General features: G+C 57.8%; 14 protein-coding genes. 10 read left to right on the forward strand and 4 right to left on the reverse strand.

The features are described 5' to 3' along the window. From GXX95_00420 to GXX95_00430, 3 genes are all read left to right on the forward strand, one after another. The coding region (locus GXX95_00420) for a hypothetical protein (GenBank protein NLT36610.1) at nt 1–324 on the forward strand (324 nt) is incomplete at its 5' end. Nucleotides 325–530: 206 nt separating this feature from the next. Next, nucleotides 531–836 carry a hypothetical protein gene (locus GXX95_00425; GenBank protein ID NLT36611.1) on the forward strand — a complete coding sequence of 102 codons (306 nt, stop codon included), beginning with the start codon at nt 531–533 and terminating at the stop codon, nt 834–836. A 296-nt stretch (nt 837–1,132) separates the two neighbouring features. Beyond that, on the forward strand, nt 1,133–1,552 hold the full coding sequence (locus GXX95_00430; GenBank protein NLT36612.1) for a phosphate-starvation-inducible PsiE family protein: 420 nt from the start codon (nt 1,133–1,135) through the stop codon (nt 1,550–1,552). A 109-nt stretch (nt 1,553–1,661) separates the two neighbouring features. Here the strand turns inward: GXX95_00430 and GXX95_00435 are convergent, their stop codons facing one another. Next, nucleotides 1,662–2,213, reverse strand: a complete 552-nt coding sequence (locus tag GXX95_00435; GenBank protein NLT36613.1) for a DUF937 domain-containing protein — start codon at nt 2,211–2,213, stop codon at nt 1,662–1,664. Nucleotides 2,214–2,383: 170 nt separating this feature from the next. Between GXX95_00435 and GXX95_00440 the strand changes: the two genes are divergently transcribed. The 4 genes from GXX95_00440 (at nt 2,384) to GXX95_00455 (ending at nt 8,643) form a co-directional block, all read left to right on the forward strand. Next, nucleotides 2,384–4,780, forward strand: a complete 2,397-nt coding sequence (locus GXX95_00440) for a DUF87 domain-containing protein (protein ID NLT36614.1) — start codon at nt 2,384–2,386, stop codon at nt 4,778–4,780. A 164-nt stretch (nt 4,781–4,944) separates the two neighbouring features. Next, a complete protein-coding gene (locus GXX95_00445) occupies nt 4,945–6,210 on the forward strand; it encodes a phenylacetate--CoA ligase (protein ID NLT36615.1) in 1,266 nt (421 codons plus the stop codon). Next, nucleotides 6,207–7,655, forward strand: a complete 1,449-nt coding sequence (locus GXX95_00450) for an aldehyde dehydrogenase family protein (protein NLT36616.1) — start codon at nt 6,207–6,209, stop codon at nt 7,653–7,655. The genes GXX95_00445 and GXX95_00450 overlap by 4 nt, the downstream gene beginning before the upstream one ends. Nucleotide 7,656: 1 nt before the next feature. Further along, on the forward strand, nt 7,657–8,643 hold the full coding sequence (locus tag GXX95_00455; GenBank protein NLT36617.1) for an NAD-dependent epimerase/dehydratase family protein: 987 nt from the start codon (nt 7,657–7,659) through the stop codon (nt 8,641–8,643). 680 nt (nt 8,644–9,323) lie between these two features. Here GXX95_00455 and GXX95_00460 read toward each other — a convergent pair. Beyond that, complete coding sequence (locus GXX95_00460) at nt 9,324–11,309, reverse strand: PQQ-binding-like beta-propeller repeat protein (GenBank protein NLT36618.1); 1,986 nt, start codon at nt 11,307–11,309, stop codon at nt 9,324–9,326. 288 nt (nt 11,310–11,597) lie between these two features. On the opposite strand from GXX95_00460, the gene GXX95_00465 reads away from it, so the two are divergent. Genes GXX95_00465 through ccsA form a run of 3 tightly spaced genes read left to right on the forward strand, consistent with a single transcriptional unit; the run spans nt 11,598 to nt 15,773 of the window. Further along, on the forward strand, nt 11,598–12,530 hold the full coding sequence (locus tag GXX95_00465) for a hypothetical protein (GenBank protein ID NLT36619.1): 933 nt from the start codon (nt 11,598–11,600) through the stop codon (nt 12,528–12,530). Beyond that, the gene (locus GXX95_00470; protein ID NLT36620.1) at nt 12,521–13,801 is read left to right on the forward strand and encodes a 4Fe-4S binding protein; all 1,281 of its coding nucleotides are present in this window, start codon (nt 12,521–12,523) and stop codon (nt 13,799–13,801) included. The genes GXX95_00465 and GXX95_00470 overlap by 10 nt, the downstream gene beginning before the upstream one ends. A gap of 4 nt (nt 13,802–13,805) precedes the next feature. After that, on the forward strand, nt 13,806–15,773 hold the full coding sequence (ccsA, locus tag GXX95_00475) for a cytochrome c biogenesis protein CcsA (protein ID NLT36621.1): 1,968 nt from the start codon (nt 13,806–13,808) through the stop codon (nt 15,771–15,773). A 28-nt stretch (nt 15,774–15,801) separates the two neighbouring features. On the opposite strand, the gene GXX95_00480 is transcribed toward ccsA, so the two are convergent. Continuing rightward, entirely contained in the window at nt 15,802–17,019 is a 1,218-nt protein-coding gene (locus GXX95_00480) for an MFS transporter (protein NLT36622.1), read from the reverse strand. 170 nt (nt 17,020–17,189) lie between these two features. After that, on the reverse strand, nt 17,190–22,529 hold the full coding sequence (locus tag GXX95_00485; GenBank protein NLT36623.1) for a PAS domain S-box protein: 5,340 nt from the start codon (nt 22,527–22,529) through the stop codon (nt 17,190–17,192). Between the last annotated feature and the right edge of the window lie 350 nt (nt 22,530–22,879).

Below are 22,879 nucleotides of genomic sequence, written 5' to 3' on the forward strand. Positions count from 1 at the left end.
CAGTTCCAGGAACCACGTACGGGTGAGACCGCGGAGGAAAGAGCGGTCAGGACGTTCTCAGGGATGGATTATGAGAAGGCATCGGCCAGTGCGAAGACGCTTCGCGAGGAGGTCGGTCAGTTCAGATATCCTCGCACCGGGCCAGAGTGCGAGCGAGGTCCAGGCGACACATCCCAGGGAGCAGGCGTTGTCCACAAGATGATGACCCGAGAGGAGGCTGGTCTTTACATGGACTGCCCCCTGTGCGATGTTGCTCTCAGCGGCGAGACCGAAGAGGACCTTTCTGATAAGCTTAAGGCCCACTTCCAGGAGCACCACCAGTAGACGATCTTCCATGGGGGGCTACCCCCTTCCAGGTTTTTTTCTAGCACCAGTACAAGGGAGGCACTGTGAAAATTCAGAAGGACGTATACTGACAGGAGTATATATCGGATTAGGCGAAGGTTCGTTTTTTTCTCACAAAGAGACCATAAAGTAATTAATCGCGCTGCCTTCGTCATTACGGTGATTTACTGGCAGAGAAGGTAGGATTGCTAAGCAAAATACGCAAGGCGCTCGGAGGCTCACCGAGCGACCGCCCTCATGAAGGCCAAGGTACCGTTGCCGAGGCTCCGGTGCGAGAACCCCTGGATATAGTTCGTGATACTGCCAGGGACCTATGCTCCGATGCTTGGCTGGCTAACAGCATGACCCTGGAGATAAAGGCCGAGGGCGGGAAGAAGACGCTCGTGGCAACACCGGCAGAGGCCTTGCCGTTCGTCAAGGCCGCCTACGCGATAAGGAAGGACGAGCTCCCCGCGGAAATGAAAGGAATGTTCGAAAGCTTCGCTGGATGAGCACTTCCTCTCTCAAACCCCCTTCCCAATTTTAATACGTGGGCAACAGGTCCCTCATCTTGGTCGATGGCCTGAGATCAGGGGCTACGCACGCTTCTAAGAATGAGGGGATCCTCTTTTTATCAAATCAGCAATATTGTACATTTTATTTGTCCAGTCGCTCTTATGCCGACGAGGGGCGTGCAGTCGAAAAAGTGCGCAGAAACCTAACTCAGCCACTCATTGAAAGAAATGATAATATGATATTCTTAATATAAATATAATAATAATAAGGTACTGGAGCAATGCAAAACCTGATGACGATCCTGCCAGTCTACAAGAAGATTGTGATGTATACCGCCATCGCCGTTATAGGTTTCGTCATTTTCCTCATTTTGCTGTCTACGATTATGGATGTTCTGGGTTCGACTCTGAACAAGGACCTGCTCATCTCCACCAGGATGACCGTCCTCAATCTCATCGGAAACTTCCTGTTGCTGGTGGTGTGCGTGGAACTCATGGACACCCTGTACGCCTACGCAGTCAAGCAGCAGATACATGTTGAGATCGTCATACTGGTCGCGTTGACCGCTGTCGCCAGGGAGCTGATAGTCTTCAACTACGAGACCGTCAGTGCCGAGGTCCTCATGGGAGTGGGAGCGGCAATACTGTCGCTGTCGATATCGTATTTCCTGATACGCCGCTGCAAGGTGAAGCCGGAAGGTGAAGCGGTCTAAGCGCGTGGAGTCGATCATATTCCCTGAAGCGGAGCGCCGACCGCATGTACTTCTTCCCTGGCATTAGCTTACTCTATCTCATATAGCCTGGTCCGAATATCGGGACGGATTACTTGAATAGCGCCTTTAGCTTGGCCAGGAAGCCAGTCTTCTCTCCTGCGCCCCCGGTGATCTGCTTCATGATGTCCGCCATGTCCGGAGAGGATTGCATGGCCATCTTGGACTGGTCACCAAGGAATGCGGTCAATCCCTTGTCATCCATCTTCTGCGACGTGAACATCTTGCTTACCTTGGCCATTATCATGGGTACAATCATCGCTAGCACCTGCCCTATCGCCGAGGCCGGCAGCCCGGTCTTTTTGGCAATGGCGTTCTGTATGGGGGCAAGCTGACCGCCCAGAAGGCCGCTGAGCATATCTGAACCTCCGGCCGACCCTCCGCCGCTGAGCATGGCGGCCATGTCTCCCGTGGGGTTGGCGGCATCCGCCTTGGACATCATTCCCTTGAGCATATCCAAGCCACCGGGCTTCGAAGCGTTATTGGCCATGGACCCTAATATGGCGGGGATACCCATCCCCAGCGCGGACTTTACGGCGCTAGAATCTCCACCTACCGTCTTGCTAATAGCTGAAAGGTTGTCCCCCGAGGACAACATTCCCATCAGACCCTCACTGATCGATTCCATGAAAAGGGAAAAGGACTCAAAGGTTATCATTTGTTGCATTGGTAAAAGACCAGCATGCTGGTAAAATCCGAGAACACCTGGACCCTGGCCGCGCATCATAAGCTATTTGTGCGATGACCCTTATAAAACGACGAGAGGAGCGGTCGATGCAGGACTTCGAGAAACTTGGGATATTCTACCTGGGACGTGAGTACGATCTAGCTAAAAAAGCGGCGAAGGAGAACCTTCTCCTTTATGACTCCAAAGACCTGGTCACGCATGCCGTCTGTGTGGGGATGACCGGGAGCGGCAAGACCGGCCTGTGCATATCCCTCCTGGAAGAGGCCGCCCTGGACGGCATACCTTCGATCATCATTGACCCCAAGGGGGATATGACCAACCTCCTGCTGACATTTCCCCAGCTGCGCAAGGAGGATTTCGCCCCGTGGGTCAACGCCGAGGATGCTGCCAAGAAGGGCCTGTCCCTGGACGAGTATGCGGCCAAGCAGGCCGAGTCATGGAGGAACGGCCTGGCCTCCTGGGGGGAGGACGGTGCCCGCATCCAGAGACTGCGCGATGCGTGCAGCTTCAACATCTACACTCCCGGGAGCAATGCCGGGACGCCATTGTCCATCCTCAAGTCGTTCTCCGCTCCCCCCCTGGAGATCATAAAGGACGAGGAGATGCTTCAGGAGCGGGTGAGCACGACCGTCACCAGCCTTCTAGGCCTCATAGGCATCGAGGGGGACCCCATCCGATCACGGGAGCATATCCTGCTCTCCACCATACTCTCGGAGGTGTGGAGGAAGAACGCCGATCTCGACCTCGCAGGCCTCATCCATCAGATCCAGTCGCCGCCTGTAAAGCAGATCGGGGTGCTAGAGGTGGAATCCTTCTACCCCTCCAAGGACCGATTCGCCCTGGCCATGCAGATCAACAATCTGCTGGCAGCTCCTGGCTTCCGCCTCTGGCTGGAGGGCGATCCCCTGGATATCAGGTCCTTTCTCTATGACGCCAACGGGAAGCCCAAGGTGTCCATTTTCTCCATCGCCCACCTCAGTGATGCCGAGCGTATGTTCTTCGTGTCCTTGCTCTTGAACCATGTGGTGGGGTGGATGCGCACCCAGTCCGGCACCACGAGCCTGAGGGCCATCCTGTACATAGATGAGGTGTTCGGATACCTTCCTCCGGTCGCCAACCCTCCCTCCAAGCTCCCCTTGCTCACCCTCATGAAACAGGCCCGGGCGTTCGGCCTGGGGGTCACCCTAGTCACCCAGAACCCGGTCGATTTGGATTACAAGAGCCTTTCCAACACCGGAACCTGGTTCATCGGGCGGTTGCAGACCGATAGGGACAAGCTCCGCATCCTGGATGCCCTGGAGGGGGCGTCCGCGGGAACGGGCACTCGGTTCGACCGTGGCCAGATGGACGAGATCATCGCTGGCCTGGGCAACAGGGTGTTCCTGATGCACAACGTCAATGATGATGTCCCCACGGTCTTCACTTCGAGGTGGGCTATGTCCTACTTGCGCGGCCCGCTGACGAGGGAGCAGATCAAGGTCCTAATGGATCCCATAAAAGCATCCTCACCTCGCCCTTCCCCGTCACCGACGGTCGCTGCCGTGACCTCAAGGGGCGCGATGGCTACCACTGCCACTTTCACAACCGGGGTCCAGCGTCCTGTGCTTCCGGCGGAGATACCACAATACTACCTGCCTGCGGGGACCTCTGCGGGAGGACAAATGTACCGGCCCATGATCTTGGGATCCGCTACGGTAAGGTTCGCTGATGCCAAGAAGAAGGTGGACGTGACGCGGGACATGTCCTTCGTGGCACCTCTGACCAACGACCCCATACCTCTGAGCTGGGACAACGCCAGGCCTCTGGACCTGGACCTGTCGGCCCTGGGAAGGGCACCGGTCGAGAGGGTCAGCTTCACCGAGCTCCCCCCAGCTGCGTCCAAGACCAAGAGCTACACCTCTTGGGAGAAGGAGTTCCAGGGCTGGCTGGCCAGGAGCCAGACCCTAGATCTGTGGTGGAGCCCCAGCCTGGAGAGGTTGTCCATGCCAGGGGAGAGGGAGAGCGACTTCCGGATACGCCTACAGCTGGCAGCGCGGGAGGTCACCGACGACAGCATGGAGAAGCTGAGGAAGAAGTACGCCCCCAAGTACGCCGCTCTGGACGAGAAGATACGCAAGGCCCAGATAATCAAGGAGAAAGAGCAGGAGCAGGCACGCAGCCAGAAGTACCAGACCGCCATGACCCTGGGCTCCTCCATTCTGGGAGCCATGGTGGGAAGGAAGGCGAGCACTGCGGCCAGTAAGTCGGCCAAGCAGCTCAGCCGCTCCTCCAAGGAGAAGCAGGACGTGGAGTATGCCAAGGAGAACCTGGAGGCCTTGAAGGAGCAGCGGGACAGGTTGGAGGAGGAGTTCCAAGTGGACGTAAGGGCTATGAGCTCGCGCATCGATCCGTTGACGGAGAAGTTGGAGATCATGTCCATCAAGCCCACGAAGACCAATATCACCACCAAGCTTCTGGCGCTTGTCTGGAACCCCAACCCCTGAGGTACGCGTCTCGCCTCCCGAAGGCTTGACCGCGCTCCTGTCCAATCGCAGGATAGGAAAGGGGAGCGAGCAGGTCTCATGCAATTCGCATGTCCGGCCTTGGACATGTGCCGCAGCCGAATAGCCGATTCCATAAAGATACTGGGTCAGTATATCTGCGTCAAATGACGGTCGAGGAAATTTTCCAGAGGGCCCGGACCAGCGCCCTCCTCTCCGATCCATATGTCAAGAAGGTGTGGAGCTTGGTCCACGAGGACCTCTTTTCCCTCCCTCCGGACACATTGGCAAGGCTCAGGAAGGAGCTGATGGGCGAATGCCTGAGGTTCTTTCAGAGGCGCAGCCCCTATTACGCCGACCTGTTCGAACGCACTGGTATCGATATCCGCGATCCCGATTTGACGGACCTGTCCCACATCGCCGTTCCTTCCGATATGCTCAGGGGCGATGGCCACAGGAGGTTCCTCATACCTGGTGTGGAGGAGGAGGGAGAGACGTTCTCCTCCTCCGGCACCAGCGGAAGGGCTCCGGTGAAGATCTACCGCAGCCCCTTGGACCTGGCCATCATGGTTCAGGCCAACACAGCATTGTTCGAGCACGTTTACGGGGGAAGCCTGGAAGCAGGAAAGGGCATCGCCCTCTTCATGGCGGCCCCCGAGCTGAGGTACAGGCTGAGCTTCGTGGCTTTTGTGGCCCTGACGCTGGAGTCCAAGGGGATCGATCTGCTCTACGGGATGGACCTGGAGGAGGGAAGGGACGGCGACAAGCCCTGGACCAAGCTCACACCCAACACCTCCAACATCATCAAGTTCCTGAAGAGCAAGGCCGAGCCCAAGCTCTTCTTCACGGCCCCCGCAGGGGTCCACCTCCTCACCAAGAAGATGGATGAACTGTCCTGGGGAAAAAGGTTGATGCAGAGGTTGGCCACGGGTACGCCCCCAGTGAAGCTGGGTAGGGGAGGCTTGATAGTCACCGGAGGTGGCACCAAGGGGTTCGACGATCTCCCGCCGTATAACGACATCGTGGATAACGCCCGGAGACAGTTCACTGCCCAGGAACGGGACGGAACCGCGGTGCCCGCTCCGTTCATGGACGTCCTGGGGATGACGGAGACCCTCACCGCTTTGATAGATCGGCTGGGGGTCATGGCCAAGGTGCCGCATCCCTTGTCCACCGTGTTCCTCATCGACCCCGTTACACTGGAACCACTTGAAGAGGGGGACACGGAAGGGTTGGCATGTCTGTTCAACCCCTTCGTCACATCTTGGTTGGAATGCTTCTATCCTGGGGACCTTATGACCTCCCGACCCTCCACCTCTTTCTACGGCAGGGAGTTCACCTACCAGCGCAGGCTGACGGTGAAGGAGGGATGGAGCCTGCAGAGGGCCTGCGGAGGCTCCATGGAGGAGATGATGACGGGAGGTCAGAGATGAGGCTTGTCCCTTGGATGTTGGGGAACGAACCGGAGACGGTTGTCACGACAGCGACCGAAGTGGAGGTGGAGGAGCTTACAGAGGGGTCGATAGACAATTTCCTGTCCGCAGGCCGAGCGGTGCAGGCAGAGCTGTGCAAGGTGCCCCTGGCCGCGCGTCTGACAGTACTGCACCAGCTGGGAGATATCTGGAGAGCCCGCAGCATGGATGGAGAGCTGCGCGGTGTACGATCGGAGCTGATGAGGTCCACCGGCTACTCCGAAGCGAACATGGACCTGGAGATGTCCCTGGTACCTCAGGCCCTGGACCAGGGTTCGTTGGAAGAGAACATCGACCTCTCGCTTCCCGGGGGGCGCGATAGCACCGAGCGATTCGTTCCCCTGGGGAGGTCGGGGGAGGTGCGCCACCTACCTGCTGGCCCCGTCCTTATCATAGCCTCGGGGAACTCCATCGTTCCTGCCGTGATCCCCACCGCCCTATCTCTGGCTTTGGGCAACTGCACCATGGTCAAGCCTTCCATGGCGAACCATCATGCCCTGCAACAGGTTTTCGAGCCCCTGAGGGAGCTGGCCTATCACGATCAGGCGGCGAACCTCATGGCCCAATCATTGGCCGTGGCCTACTTCACCCATGACAGCCCTCGCCTGCGACATCTCCTGAGCAACGGCGAGCTGGGCGTGGTGAACTACTGGGGCGGTGAGCCCGGCCGCTCCGAGGTCCTGGTGAGGGCAGCGACCAATCCCCACCATCCTCGCTGGCTGTCCCACGGCCCGCTGACCGGCTTCGCCATCATCGCCCAGGAAAGATCTGATGACAGGACCGCACGGGGGCTAGCCGAGAACATGGTCCTGTACGAGCAGCAGCTGTGCTCCTCCCCCACCCTGGGGGCGTTCATAGGAACAAAGGACGAGGCCGTCGATTTCGCTAGTAAGGTGGCCGCACACCTGCAGGAGATCGGAACTAAGCATGCGACCGCTCAGAGCGATGACCTCGGCTTCATCCGGGCCAGCTCCCTGAGGATCATGGAGCTGTGCGGTTCCACCGTCCTGCGGTCAAAGGATGGCAGTAATCCCTGGTCGATCGCCGTGACCCCGGGCGGGAGCGTTCTCGACGAGGCACTGATATCATTTCCAGCCTACGGACCTCATGTCCGAAGGCGTTTCATGGAGCTGGTGGTCGTGAGCGACACCGCCACTGCTGTGGACCTCATCGCTCGCCTGCCGGGGATGAAGGCATATCAGGGTGTGGACAAGGTGCAGACTGTAGGCCTGTCCCTGTCCGAGCATCAGCACGCCGAGGCCAAGGCGGCGCTGTTGGCCACGGGGGCGTATCGGCTGGTGCCTCTGGACGACATGTACCGCAGGGACCCTGCAGAGCCGTACGACGGCTCCCCTCTGGCGTCCCTGTTCGCATATGCCATGTACCACCGGGCCCGGGGGCCATGAGATGCGCCTGCTGGTCACCGGGGCCTCTGGCTTCCTGGGAGGCCATCTTTGCGAGGCGCTGTCTGGGAAACATGAGATAGTGGCCATGGTCCGGAAGGGCAGCGACACCTCCCTGCTGACCCCCCTGGGGGTGGAGCTGCGCTGCTGCGACCTAGCCGACCCTAGCAGCCTAATAGGGGTGGCCAGGAACGTGGACGCGGTGGTACACCTCGCCGCCTACTACACTTTCACAGGGGACGAGGAAAGTTACCGCCGCATCAATGTGGAGGGAACCCGCGCCCTTCTCGCTTCGATGATCAACAGTGGTGTCGCCCGCATCGTCTACTGCTCCTCCACGGAGGCCCTGGGGCCCACCGGGGCGGAGCCCGCGAACGAGGACCGTACCCCAGCTCCAGTGTACGCTTATGGACGCTCCAAGGTTCAAGGGGAGGAGCTGGTGCGGGAGCATGCTTCTAGGGGAATAGATCATACGATCATCCGACCGTCAGGCATCTATGGGCCTCGGAACTTCGAGGACATCTCATACTGGTTCATTTCTGCCTTCGGAGGCTCAGTGATGGGGCGCTTTGTAGTGGGTGACGGGCGAAGGCTCCTCCAATTCGTCCATGTGGACGACGTAGTGCAGGGGTTCCGCCTAGCCCTGGAGAACCCCCGGTCCATCGGGAGGACTTATCATATCTCCGACTCCCGAGCCTATACCTACGATGAGATATACGCCATGCTCGCAGCGATATTCGGGCGCAGACCCCCCCGCCTGCATGTCCCGGTCCCTGTGGCCAAAGCCCTGGTAGCCCCTGTGGAGGGTCTGAACAGGCTGATGGGTAAGGATTCCTTCATGTTCAGGTCGAGCACGATGGAGACCTTCCGCGAGGACCGTAACTACAGCATTGAGCGAGCCAGTATGGAGTTGGGATACTCTCCCCGCTGGTCACTACCGGAAGGGTTGGAGGCCACGGTCCGATGGTACCGGGAGAACGGCTACTTGTGAAACAGACGTAGTTCCAGTATCAGGGAAGGCTATCTAAGGAAGACCACATCTGGGTGAGTGCTCCACCTTTGTTATGAGAAAAAATGCTGAGGGGTTCAACCCCTGCAATTCAAAATGGTTTCATTTCTTGGTCCAGCGGATGCTTGGTAGCATCCCCTACGGGAACTTGATCCTCGCCCCAGTCCGGACTCGGATCAATATGGCCGTCCACAAGGCTGCGAATCCTATGACCAACTCATTGCCGAATGCCAACTCTAACATGTTCACCACTCCTCCGAACCTGCCTTGGGGGGCCTGATATAATGATTGGGAGGGTGCCCTATTTAACAATATTCTATTCGATAATATTTAAAATGCCGTCGATCGTAAATGCTGGACGCATCAGTATCAAATTTGACCATTCTTCTATAAAGACCGAATGGCACCAAGGTACGGCAACCCGCCATCGCTCGAGGTCAGCCCTCCAACGGCCCGTGGACGAAACAACACATTTTTCTTTCCCTATCGACACATATTGCCCGGTCAGCTATGTTGATACTTGGTAATGAGAACACGATGTCCTTGACATCCGTTTTCATATTATGAGGGGGGAAAAGGTCCCCTTCTAGGATCATTTGGGAAAGGTGTATGGGAGCCGCGCCCCGTCGTCCTGATCACCGCAGGCGAACCCTAAGGTCGACCTACCTTTTCCTTTCCTTTGCCCTTCTTATCCCCAGGGTCAACGCCAAGATGACCGCCAGCGCGATGATGCCCGCTCCCCACATCGTCCACCCTGATAACGTTACGGGGGAAGGGTCGGTGTCATCTATGGTGCCTCCAGGCTCCGGACCTGAATCCTGCGTCGGGCCTCTCAATACCACCATCTTGGTGAGCTCGCTTCTCAAGCCGGCAGAGTCTGTGATGACCAGGGTCACCTTATGGGCCGTGGCGTTCTCATAGGTATGGTCAACGTTCATCCCACTGGCCATTTGGCCATCCCCAAAGGACCAATTGTAGGTCAACCCCCCTTCCCCTCCATAGGATAGGCTGCCGTCGAAGTGCACGGTGGTACCGTTCACAGTATAAGCGAAGGAACTGACAGGAGGAACGATCCACTGCAGGTCCTCGAAAAAGAACGCATAAACGCTGCCCTCGCTCGATGTTAGGTATAGCATGTTATCGGAGATAGAAGGCGAGCTGGTTATGATCTGGGAGGGTTCGATGACCTCCTCCCATTCGACGAAGCCATGACTATTGACGGCCACAAGCCGGCCGCTGTCGCCCGTGGTCACTACCAGGGTCATGCCGTTCATAGCCAGGGGTGATCCGATGGGAACGGAGGGATCCAGAGGAGCGGTCCACTGGGGTTGGCCATCCAGAGATACCGAGGTCATCCCGTGAGAGGAAACGGAGACCACGCCATCGGGCGTGACCGCCGCAGAGCCTGGAGTGGGAGCGGTGGGGGCTTCCCATATGAGCGCCCCGTCGTACGATACCGCGGCCATCCCCCCGCCCGTGGGAATGCTATCTGTGTAGTTGGTATAGGTGATGACGACCCTATCGTCCAGTGCCACCGGCGAGCCGGTTATGGTGCCGCCTATGGTAACGTTCCATACCTCACCGCTCCCATTGCTCGCCATGGCGTACAGATTGCCGTTCTTTCCGCCGACCAGCAGCAGGTCCTTGAAGGCCGCGGGGGAGGACGCGAAAGTTGAGGGCACATTCATCGACCAGTAGAGGGAGCCGGACCTCGTTACCGCTAACAGCTCCCCGGGGTTGCCGGATATGATGATGAGGTTGTCGCAGACGATGGGGGATGTGACGTTGTCATCGGTCTTGCCTGTGCAGTAGGTCCATTTAAGATTGCCGTTCTCAGCATCGAGCGCGTACAGAACCCCATCGGCGGAGTGAACGTACACTGTCCCGTCCCACAGCAGGGGCGCGGCATCCTGGTGACCCTTCCCCACCTCCACCTGCCACAGCACATCGCCGGACTGAGCGAAGCAGAAGAGCTTGGAGCTGGTAACGTACGTGTCCATGACGCTGACGTGGACCCCGCTGCTGAGGGCGTACAGCCGGCCAGCCCCAGAGATTACGGGAACATCGATGGCCCCATTGCCTAGGTCCAGGCGCCACTTCATCTCCACTCCTGTAGCATTATAGGATAAGGCACTGCCCGAGTTCAGGAAATCATGCCTCTCGCTTATCCACGGGTCCCGGTGCTGCGGTGTGGCCGTTGGAGGCCCCATGTACGGATACCGCGTGTACATCAAGGCGATGGCCTTGGTGGCGAGGGGATCTACATCATCTATCATACTGGAGGTCCAGGTCCACTCGTCGACCTCATCGCTCCACTTGAGGAGTCTCCAGATATCATAAGGGCACACGGGACAGGAGTAGTTGTAGGTGCCGGTGTAGCCGTCGATGCTCGTGATGTAGTGGCCATTTGGCATTTGATATGAACTGCTCTCGGCCAGGCCCAACATGGCGGTGGCGTTCTCATACACGTCGAACCCGGTCATGCCCTCGGTCACGGGGACGTCTGCCCATAGTATCCTGCCGTTTCCGAAATCGATCAGAAAAGCGCATGTCGAGGGCTCCTCCGCAGCTGTGGCTGGTCCGCTGATGCAAAGGACCATCATCGAGGTGATCAGGATCGTTGCCACCGCTCTCTTAATTAGACCCACCGTAGGAGGCTCCTCCGTTACTCAGCGGTTTTAAGACATATTGTAAGTATAAGAACGCTCCTGCCGGACGCGCTCCTCGATCGGGGGGTAAGATGCCCTCGATCGATCAAGGTTTTAGGATGTACGTCGGATCGGAAAATTTATCGAAAATACACGAGAAGGCTACTTTTTTTATTATTGTATGAACAGAATGTTCTTTGAACCGCCCATTATACTGGTCATGATTACCTATTGCGATATTGACGGGCGAAAAGTTAAAGTTCTAGTACGTCTCCTCGGGACGGAAAAATGAGCAGACGACCATACCTTTTGGCTCTGGCCGCCGTAGCTTTCGTAGTTACATTACTCTTAACGCCTGTCACGGGATGGGCCGGGGGTGGCGGTAACAGCAATTTTCAGGCAGGCGATTGCAGCTGCCATGGCGCGGTTAGTAGTGCCGTCGTCAGCATGTCCGCGTCCCAGACCATCCTCTCACCGGGCGAGCAGGTTGTCGTTACCGTCACCGTCACCGGCGGGGAGGCGGAGAACAACCCCCTGGGCGTTATGATAGTTTCCAAGCTGAGCGGGGGGAACACCATGCCCACTGACTATGGATGGGCCATAGTGTCCGATACCTGGTCTACCCAGTACAATTACAACGAGATCACTGTCTACAAGGGAAGCGCTGAGTTCGTATGGACCCTGGAAGCGCCCGAGAAGCCTGGAGTGTACTCCCTGTACGCCAGGATGGAGAACAGCGATAATGGCATAGGATATTACAAGGACTACTCTGCGGGCATGGCCTTCACTGTCGAAGACGGCTCCTCGTCCGACGATACCTCCACCTTCCTATCGATCCTGACCCCGGTCAACGGGACCACCTTGAGCGGAAGCGTAACCATCGATGCCACCGTGGCAGCCAGCGAGGCCGCTGACATCACCTCGGCCAACCTTGAGATCGATGGCTCCCCCGTCGAAAGCACGGACGGCTCCTCCTACAAGTGGACGGTGAACACCTCTGATCTGCAGGACGGTGAGCACACGATAAAGGTCACTGCCATCACCACGACTGGGGAGACGGTGTCTAAGGAGGTCGATGTGACCGTGAGCAACCAGGCAGCGTTGATTGCGCCATTACAGCAGTTCAATCTCACCCTGGCCGATATCGGGTTCTTGACCGTGGTCGGCTTCATATTTGCCATCGGCATTATGGAGCTGAGGAGAAAGAACAGATGGCATTGAGGAACCCTCTGAAAAACACCCTCACCCTTGACAGATCCAAGCTCCCTGGCCCCTTGAAGGGCCGCACCCCTTCGCAGGTTTCCAACGTGCGATTGCCGGAGGCTGAGCAGCCTACCGCAGAAAACGTCAGGCCGAAATTGCCGAAGACGGTGTGGCGGAACAGCGAACGGTACCTGGGCTTGATGGCAGGCTTCTTCCTGTTCATCGCTCCCTTCGCGGTGTTCACCAGGCTGGCATATGGCATTGTGGGGTCAACCGATGAGGCGACTATACACTCGATCTGCTTCAAACTGCCGATGGAGCTTCTGATCAATGGGTCAGTTCCTGCGAGCATCGGCCCTATCGCTCTCGGCACCATGGTCGTGATCCTAGTGGTCGCGCTCCTCTTTGGTCCTCTATTCTGCGGACGTCTATGCCCGGTAGGGGCCATGAGCGAGATGCTCAGCAGGATAGTCCCGATCCCGGACCGATATCGCATGCGGATCCAGAACACCAAGGTAACCGCCAGCCTGCGCTACGGTTTCCTCGCTGGGTTCATCATCGTGGGATGGGCTATGGCCGGCCCGGTGGCCCAGTGCTCTTACGGGGTGGACCTGGGAAGGTTCTGCAGCCCCGCTCTGATGGAGTACATGTCGCTCGGTCTGTTCTCCACCGCTCCTGAGAACTTCTGGAACACCGGTGCTGTCCTGACCATGATAGTCTGGCTGCTCCTTGGAGGGATCATGATGGTAGGAGGACGAGGATGGTGCCTGTTCTTCTGCCCCCTGGGGGCGATATCGGGCATATCCCATGCCATCGGTGCCAAGCTCGGCTTCTATCGCCTGGAATATGAGGCCACCAACTGCCGGAACTGCCGGAAGTGCGAGGTCAACTGCCCCATGTGGGCCATAAGTATGGATGGCAAGATCGAGAGGTCGCTGTGCATAGGTTGCAGGGAGTGCGTCAACAACTGCTCCTTCAATGCCTATCACGGTGCCTATGGTAGAACCGGAGAGATGATACGAAGGAAGGTGAAGGACGTGGTGTCGAGGGTCCGTATTGCGAGCACTTTCATGCTGGCCGCGGCCACAGCACCCCTTGCGTACATGTTCACCGGCCCCTGCGCGGCCACGGGATGCGCCGCCTGTCCCCTGGGAGGTGCCTGCGCCGTATCCATCCCTCTTCTATATGGCGGTTTGCTGCTGTCGCGGACATCCACAAGGTTGAAAGCCGCCTGGTCATCGCTGCGAACCCGGCTCCGGAGGGATGGCCGAGAGATACGGTCGGAGTGAGTCGATGAACCTCGGAACGGTACTACTGGCGGCGGCGGCCGTGTCGGCCCTTGCGGCCAGCGCTGGCGGAGGCCTGTTCCTGGCGCGCGGGAACGGTCGATGGGAGCGCATCTCGCGTTACAGCGCCCTCCTGTCGCTAGCCTTCCTCACCGCCGTCTTCATTCTCATGGCCTACCTCTTCCTCACATCCGATCTCAGCATCGAGTATGTGTGGTCTCACTCTTCAGTGGGCATAGATCCCTTCTACAAGCTCGTGGGAGTGTGGGCGGGCGGTGAGGGCGGCCTTTTACTGTGGGCCTGGTTCATGTCCCTCGCCTTGGCCGTGGAGACACTGTTGGAGGGACGGCGGGGGCTCGGTCGTAGGTTCTCTTCAGCTTTTCGGATGGCGGCCGGCAGCATGGTGCTCCTCTTCGTACTGATCGTCATGGCGGCGGACCTCTTCGCCCTTACCGAAGCCTCTGAACTTGCACTCCACCCCCAGGGCCTGGGTATGAGCCTGTCCCTGCAGACCCTGGAGATGGCCCTCCATCCCCCTCTGGTCTTCGCGGCCTACGCGTTCTGCGTGGCCATATTCTCCGCGTCCATAGCCCGCTTCCTTTCTCTCGAGGATGATTGGCTGAAGGTGGCCCTTCCTTGGGCCAGGTTGGCAGGCCTCCTGCTTGCCCTGGGAATCGTGGTCGGAGCAGTGTGGGCCTACTACGAGCTGGGTTGGGGAGGATTCTGGGTATGGGACCCCGTGGAGACCGCCTCCCTACTCCCCATGCTCGTCGTCATGGCCTTCCTGCATGCGCATAGGTCCCGCGCCGCCGCTCAGGGATATCTGCTGCCTTTACTGGGCGTTCTCTCCTTTGTGTACGTGCTTCTATCCTCGTTCATAACCCGCACTGGCGGACTGTGGGGGTCCTCGGTGCACACCTACGGCAGCTCGGTGAGCGGCTCTATGGCCTCCCGCTTCCTCACCGTGATCGAGGGGGACAAGAGCATCATGGGCCTGTTCATCGTCATCGTGCTGCTCCTTCTCATCGGATGTGTCCTCAGCTACCGCATGTCGAAGAGGGAGAGGGTTAGGGTGGAGGACAGTGTCCTGGGTACGGTTGTCCTCCACGTGATGTTCTCCGTCCTGCTGCTCCTGCTGCTTATAAAGAACGTGGGTCTGGACCAGGGGGAGAACTTCATGGACTTCACCGAGAAGACCTCGTACCTGCTGACGATTATGCTCATAGCGCTCCTGGTGATGGAATCGTACCCCCGGTTGGGACGGCGCAAGGCTCTGATGCTGGGTACGGGCATCGGCCTGGCATCGGTCATGCTGGCCGTGGTCGCATTGGTGACAGGAAGCATTCCCCTGCCTGTTGCCATCATCCTCCCGCCGGCCGGGGCGACACTTACTGCATCGTTATTCCGGCTCGTAAGAACGGACCGTTCCCCGGCACGGCGTTGGATCAGGAGGGCAGGGCCGATACTGGCCCATGTGGGCCTGGTCATCGTGGTGCTGAGCTTTCTGATCTCATCGTACTACCAGTCCTCGTTGCCTGAGGACAGGGAGATCATGGGAATAGGGGACCAGGTATCGTTGGGCGACCGCACGGTGAGCCTCCTGGAGCTCGCGTCGGAACCATGGACATCATCCGCGGGGGTGCCGGGTGAGGTACGCACGGCCACCTTTGAGGTGACCGGCGGAGGGGGGACGCGAGTGGTCTCGGTGTCCAACCATTATGAGAACGGTTATTCTGGGTCCCTGCTGGTCCATGGAGGCACCCAGGTCCTAAATGGGCTGTCCGAGGACCTCTACCTCAGCTTCGATTGGATGTCCAACGAATCGGCCTTGGTGCAGGTCCGCCTCCTGCCAATGGTCAGCGGGGTGTGGCTGGGCTCGGCGCTGCTAATCATGGGCATGTCCATGATGCTCATCGCCACATCGTTCAGGGATGAGATGGACATCATCTCCGATCGGGCGCGCTCTGGAGATTGAACGAATTGATCCGATCCTTCTTAGGACCTCATGGTAGCGGCGGTTCGGACATGTGGCGGTGACGGGTGAATAGGAGCAGAAGGGCCAGCGCCAGCAAGCTCATCGCCCCGCCGTAGGCGAAAGTGATCTCAGGGCCCAGGGAATCCCATAGGATGCCGGCCAGGATACCGCCGGGTAGCATCACCAGCCCTACCGCGGTGTGGTAAATCCCTAGTGCGGTTCCGCAGAGGTCCCTCGGCACGACATCGATGACAAAGGCCTTGAACACCCCCTCGCTGGAGCCTTTGTACACACCGTACAGGATGAAGCCCAGCGCGAGCAGGGGCAGTCCGTCCGCCAGGCTCAGTGTCAGACAGGTGGTGGCAAAGAGAATGAAGGAGAACGCCAGGACCGGCCTCCTCCCCCAGCGGTCGGAGAGGATGCCAGAGGGGATGGACATGATCACGAAAACGACGTTGTACAGAATGTACAACAGTATCGTGGTCACTGTGCTGGACCCAAGACCTTCGGACCTAAGAACGAAGAACGCGTAGCTGATCTCCCCCAGGAAGAACACCACCACGACCAGTGCGAGGAGCCAGAAGTCCCTGCCTAGCCGCCTGGAGTCCCTGAAGATGCTGGTGGTGCACCTCTGTACCTTGCGGTCACCCTCCCTCACGTACAGAACGATGATGGCGACCGAGATCACCGCGGGGATCGTGGCCAACAGGAACACTGTTCGGAACGTGCCCTCGGTCACGGTGCCGGCGGCCAGCAGGATCGGCAGTATCAAAAGAGGACCTATCACTGCGCCCATGGAGTCCATGGCCTTATGCAGCCCGTAGGCCCTGCCCAGGTCCTCCTTTCCTGTGGAATCGGCGATGAGAGCGTCTCGAGGGGCGGCCCTTAGCCCCTTCCCGACCCTTTCCGTGATTCGGACACCAAGCACCTGCCAGTAGGATGCGGTCAGGACTAGGAGGGGCTTCGCCAGGGTGCTCAGACCGTACCCTGCGGTGAGGAACGGTTTCCTTCTGCCAAACCGATCGGAAAAGCGTCCAGACACCACCTTGAGGAGGGATGCCGTGGTCTCCGCAGCCCCCTCAATTAGGCCTATCACCGCCCCGCTGGCACCAAGGCCTGCCAGGAACAGAGGCAGTAGGGGGTAGATCATCTCGCTGCTGGCGTCGTTGAGAAGGGAGACCAGGCCGAGAACCAGCACATTGGTGGATATGCCCGTAAGCAGCCCCCTGCGCCTCTTGCCAGCCAATGAAAACCCTCCCTATGCTAGTGGTCGGCCACTGGAAATAACTTGCTGTTCCACAGTGAGCAGGGAGGGAGGCGAAGCGAGCATGGGACACAATGAACGATCGCATGGCCTATGGAACCATGAAACTGGACGTATCCGTGAGGAAGGGCCGATAGTTAGCGTGCGAGGTCCTAAAGATAAACGCCTCGCATCCCGTCCCTGGGGACGGACATGACGAAGCGAGCCCCCTTTCCCGGTTCGCCCTCCTCGGTCATGTTTATATCGGTTATGGCCAAGATCTCCCTCGATAGGAACAGGCCCAGGCCGTGATTCTTCCCGAAACCTCTATTGAACAGCTTGCTCCGGATGTCCGCAGAGATGCCCAGACCATCGTCCTCGCATACGATGGCGTGAACCCCGTCGACCTTCTCCACGGAGAAGCGTATGGTCGTGGCCTTCTCACCGTGACGGATGGCATTGTCGATGAGATTGTAGAAGACCTTCTTGATGAGAGGATCGGCGAAGACCTCTACCCCTGCTGGGACATCATTGACGATCCGTAGCTTGCTCGGTGGTACGTCCGCTACGCTGTCGATTACCAGGGCCTTCAGGTCCTGCCAAATGGCCTCGCGTACACCTATCTCCTCGTAAGCTTCGGCGAACTTGATGATGGCGGTCATGCTGTCCGCCGATGCTAGGGCCTTTTCCATGTAAACATCGAACGAAGGGTCCGCTCTCTTCATCTTCGCCAGGGCCATGTTGCCCGTGAGGGCGGTCATCTGGTTCTTCAGATCGTGCCGGGTGATGTTGTTCAGGAGGTTCAGCTTTTTATTGACCTGACGAAGGGCCTCGGAGGTCCTGATCCGCTCCGTAATGTCCCTGACCGCAGCCACGTGGACTTGGTTCCCCTTCCATGTAAAGTACCGACTGTTGACCTCCACTGGGAACATCCGGCCATCCTTTCTACGGTGGTATTCCAGAGGTATGATCACACTGCCGTTCCTGTTCTCGATTATCTTGCTCTCTGGTTCTCCCCTCTTTGCCAAGAGGTCGCGTGTATACGATTCCAGAAGCTCCTTGTGGGTGTAACCGTACATCTCGCTCGCAGCGGTGTTGCATTCGAGGACCCTTCCCGTTTCGTTGTCGATCAAGAATACGGCCTCGCTTCCTAGCTCGAAGAGCTCTTGATACTTCTCTTCCCCCTCCTTCAGGGCCTCATTGATCGCCTGAAGTCGCTTCTCTGCCTCCACTCGCTCGGTGATATCTATTACAATCCCCTGAATTTTGGTCACTATCCCTTCGGAGTTCCTCTCGAGGTAGGTGCGTTCGTCCACCCAGTGGTAGTCTCCGTCCCTGCTGCGGATACGATAAATACCTTCGTAGCTGTCCTCGCCCTGACGGATCTTTTCATCAAAGGCGGCCTTTAAGCCATCGAGGTCATCGGGATGAACGATGTCGGAGAAGAGCAATGAACCATTGAGGAACGCCTCCGGCTCGTACCCGAACCTCACGACGTTCCCGGATACCAGCTCCACCGGCCATCCCTCCTCGGCCCGCCAGCGGAACAGCATCACCGGGCTGTTCTCCACGATGAGGTTGGCCTCACGGAGAGCGTCATCAGCCAGCTTACGCTCGGCGATGAACCTCGCCTGCTGTATGTTCTGGTAGGCTATGGATGAGAGCTGGTTGGCCAGAGCGAAGAGGGTGTGCGCGATGTGCTCGAACCTCTCCTGAGGCATGACAGGCACCTGAAGGAAAGCCTCGCGGAACTGTGAGTCATCTACGCCTATTTCGCGTGCATACTCCACCATCTCCTCCTCGGTCTGAGCCTCGTTTCGGACCTGGCCGATCAACCAGTTAGCGATATGGCGGCCGCCGACGGTGATGCTCGCTCCCGCCCCCCACAGTCCGGCGCTCAAACAACGCTTGATCGTCGGTCCAGAGGGATTATGACCTCCGATTAAAGAGTCGGACGCGATACACTTCTGGCGCCCCTTCTCGTTCTTGCGGATGAACTCTGCACAGAAATGCGTGAAGTTGCTGGGACGGGTGATGGGGGTACCGTCCGGTCGGGTCAGGAGTACCCCGACGCCCCAGGCCTTCCCAAGCAGGTCCTGAAGGTGCTGGAGCTCCTGTATGTTGAAAAGGTCCTCGAAGACGATTTCCTCCATCTCGTCCAGAGGTCTGGTCAGCGCCAGTATGCGCTTCTCTAAGGCCTCCTCGGCTCGCTTCCTGTCCGTGATGTCCCGTAGGATGATCAGAGACCCGTCGTCATTGTTGAACCGGTAAGGCACGGCAGCGACCTCAACATCGACTGCTGTCCCGTCAAGCTTGATATAGACCTCGTCCGTCTTCTCCGTGGGCCTCTTCTCGACCTCGAGCTGGTATTTCCGCCTCCTCAACGTTGGTCTGAAGCGAGGATCGACGCGGTCCGAGACATAGGTCCCTAATATGTCATCTGCCGAGGAAGCGCCGAACAGTTCCATGGCGGCTGGGTTCAGGTATTTTATTCTGTCATCTACGATTATGAGCATCGCGTAAGGCGCGTTCTCGACCAGACGCCTGAACTTCTCCTCGCTCCCTCTCAACTCCTCCTGGATACGCTTACGTTCGGATATGTCCCGGAACACCAGCTCAACTGTAGACTTTCCTCCTTCGAGGAAGCTCGCGGCCGTGACCTCGACGTCAATAAAGTCCCCATCGAAGCAGATGAACTGCTCTTCGAGGATCGGCACCACGGTCCCAGGTTTAGCATACAGCTGTCGTATCCTCATCTCCGCTTGTTCCTTGGATTCAACGGTCAGGAACTCGACCAGGTCCTTTCCGATAAGAGCCTCCCTGTGCTCGGCACGAACGAGTCTGGCCGCTGTATCGTTGGCGAAGATGATCTTGCCATCACGGTGTGTGATCCTGGCGTCGAAGGACCTTCCCAACAGCCTGCGGTTCCGCTCCTCGCTCTCCTGCAAGCCCTGCTCGGCCAGCTTTCGCTCTGTGATGTCGATCACGATACCCTGGTAGTGAGTGACCCCGCCATCGGCATCGCGTTCCACCACGGTGCGGTCCTCCACCCATCGGTAGTGCCCGTCCTTGGTCCTGATGCGATAGGTCTGCTCGAACTGATTATTCCCGCTTCTAACGCACTTTTCAACCTTCTCAGCGGTGTGAGCCAGATCATCCGGGTGTATGATCGACGCATATTTTATCGATCCATCGAGCAGTTCCTGGGGATCATAACCGAACTGGGTGATGTTATTGGATACCAGCTCCACCGGCCATCCCTCCTCGGCCCGCCAGCGGAACAGCATCACTGGGCTGTTCTCCACGATGAGGTTGGCCTGCCGCAGGGCATCCTCCGCCCTCTTCTTCTCCGTGATATCGGTGGCCGTGCCCAGGATCCCGAAGACCTTTCCGTCCTTATCCCGCAGTGGGACCTTGCTTGTATCCAGCCAGCCGAACCTACCGTTAAGTCGTTGCTGCCTTTCGATGATGTGTAGCTTGGGTATCCCGCTCTCCATGACCTCAAGGTCGTCCGCCCTGTAAGCGTCTGCCTCGGTCTCGGCCCAGGGCAGGTCATAATCGGTCTTTCCGACATATTCAGAGGGGTCATCGAAGCCCACATTAGTGGCTGATTCCTTGTTCGCACCCAGGTAGACAAGGTTGCGGTCCTTCCAGAACACCACCCCAGGGAAGTTATCGATGACGATCTTGAGCATCTGCTCCGAGCGCTGCAGGGCCTCCTCGGCCTCCTTCTTCTCCGAGATATCACGACTATAGCCCATCACCCCGATGACCTCTCCTTCGGAGTTCATGTAAGGCGCCTTCCAGGTGGAGTATGTCGTCCTACGGCCCCTTATCATGCTGGTAGCCTCGTAGGTCCTGGCTTGGCGTTCCTTGATCACTTCCTGATCTTCACATCTTACCTGGGCGGCGACCTCGGTGCCAAATAGAGCTTCATCATCCTTTCCTAGCACATCATCGCTGTCCATCCCAAGGAGAGCGGCCCCTCCGGGGTTCATCATCATATATCTTCCATCAAGATCCTTTATGTAGATGGCATCGGGGATGTTCTCGGCGAAAGAGTTGAGGAGGTTATGATGCTCCTTCAGCTCTTCCTCGGCCTTTAGCTTACGCACGATGCGCCACATCCCGTCCATGAGAAGGGAAAGATCGGTCGTATCCTCTTCTGTATAGTCGCTTTCTTTATTGGCCACGCCTAGGACCGCCACTATGTGGCCACGGTCGAAAACGGGAACGGTCATGAAACGCTCGATCTTCACATGACCTGTGGGCAGGCCTCTCTTATTGGTGTGAGGTTCGCTGTAACGATTTACGATGATAGGCCTCCTTTGGCGTAGAGACTCCGTCCACGAACCCGTCTCCTCTATCCTGTATGTATTGGACTTGTTGGCCACCTTGCATTCTTCCATAGCCTGTTTCGACCAGTTCTGCATGTTCAAGGCCGTCTCGTCCTCGTTCACGAAGGCCACAAAGCCCAGCTTACTATCTGACAGTGAGATACAGCAGTTCATTGCCCTCTCGCAGAGGTCTTTGGATGTAGCTCCCGTCATCTGGGAAAGATCGTAAAGCGTATGGTTCCGGGCCTCCACTCTCTTCAGGGCATCCATGGCCTTCTCCCGTTCCCTCCTCATCCGCAAGGTGATGATCCCGAATGCAAGATCGCCCGCCATCTCCTCCAGAAGCTCCACCTCTTCCGAGGTGAAGCCATCGGTCTTGTCAGAGTAGATCATCAGGGCACCGAACGCTTCCATACTGTCCATCAGAGGAATGGCGATCAAGGAGCGGTAACCGTTCTTCAAGGCATGATCCCGCCAAAGGTCATACCTACCATCGTTCAACACGTCCTGTATGAAAGTTGTCCGTCCGGTCTTGATGCTCACGCCCGCAGGTCCGGTACCCCTCTCGTCATCGCCCCAGGTAGCTCTGACGCTCAGAACGTACTCTTCGTTGCAGCCGCTCCAAGCCACTGGGCGTATGTCCTTCTTTTCATTATTTTCCGCCAATCCCACCCAGGTCAATCGATATCCAGCGATATCGCAGACGATCCGGCAAATGGAGTCCCACAGCTCCTGTTCGCTCCTGGCCTTTATTACGGCACGAGCGCATTCCTTTATCGCCATCAGCTCACGGTTCAGCCGGCGCATCCTGGAGTCCAGAAGCAGGATGTCCGTGATGTCCCAGATGGCCCCCGACATTCTTACGGTCGACCCTTCGGTCTCTTCCATTATCTCCGCCACGGAGAGGACGATCTTGTTGGGTCCACCATCGGCAGGCACGACCTCGAACTCCATATCGTGCTCCTTCCTCTCGTTGAACAGCTGCCTCAATGATAGGCGTACCTTTTCAATGTCAGCGATGCAACGACAGATGGTCTCTATCGGTACGTATCCGTCATCCGGCACGATTATCCCGAAGATCCTGCCGATCCCCTCCGAGACCCATATCCGGTCCTTGTCTTTTTCCAAGGTGTATATCCAAGAGCCGGTGAGAACAGGATCCTGAAGTTCGTCCAACCCCCTCCCTCTCGCCTCGTTGCGGTCTCGGGACAGCCTTCTTCTAATGGCCCGCCTCGTCAATCGCTCCATTTTTGAGGTCAGATGGTTCTTCGAATTATCATTATCATGATCTATGTTTGGACCTGAACCTGCAGAGCTTATGCCGATCGCCTCCGAGGAAGAATGGTCGATGTAAAGCCGCATCTCATTGCTTCTCTAGAGGAGGATCGAGGATCCTTAGGTCTCATGGAAAAATGCCTGTCAGTTGAAGACCATGCAGGCGGAGTTGGTCCATACACTATGGATCTCAGCGTATCTTTGAACAGAGGCCTGCACCTAGGCATGAGCATATAGTTCATCCGCTCTTC

Source organism: Methanomassiliicoccus sp., assembly GCA_012719175.1.
Taxonomy (GTDB): Archaea; Thermoplasmatota; Thermoplasmata; order Methanomassiliicoccales; family Methanomassiliicoccaceae; genus UBA6.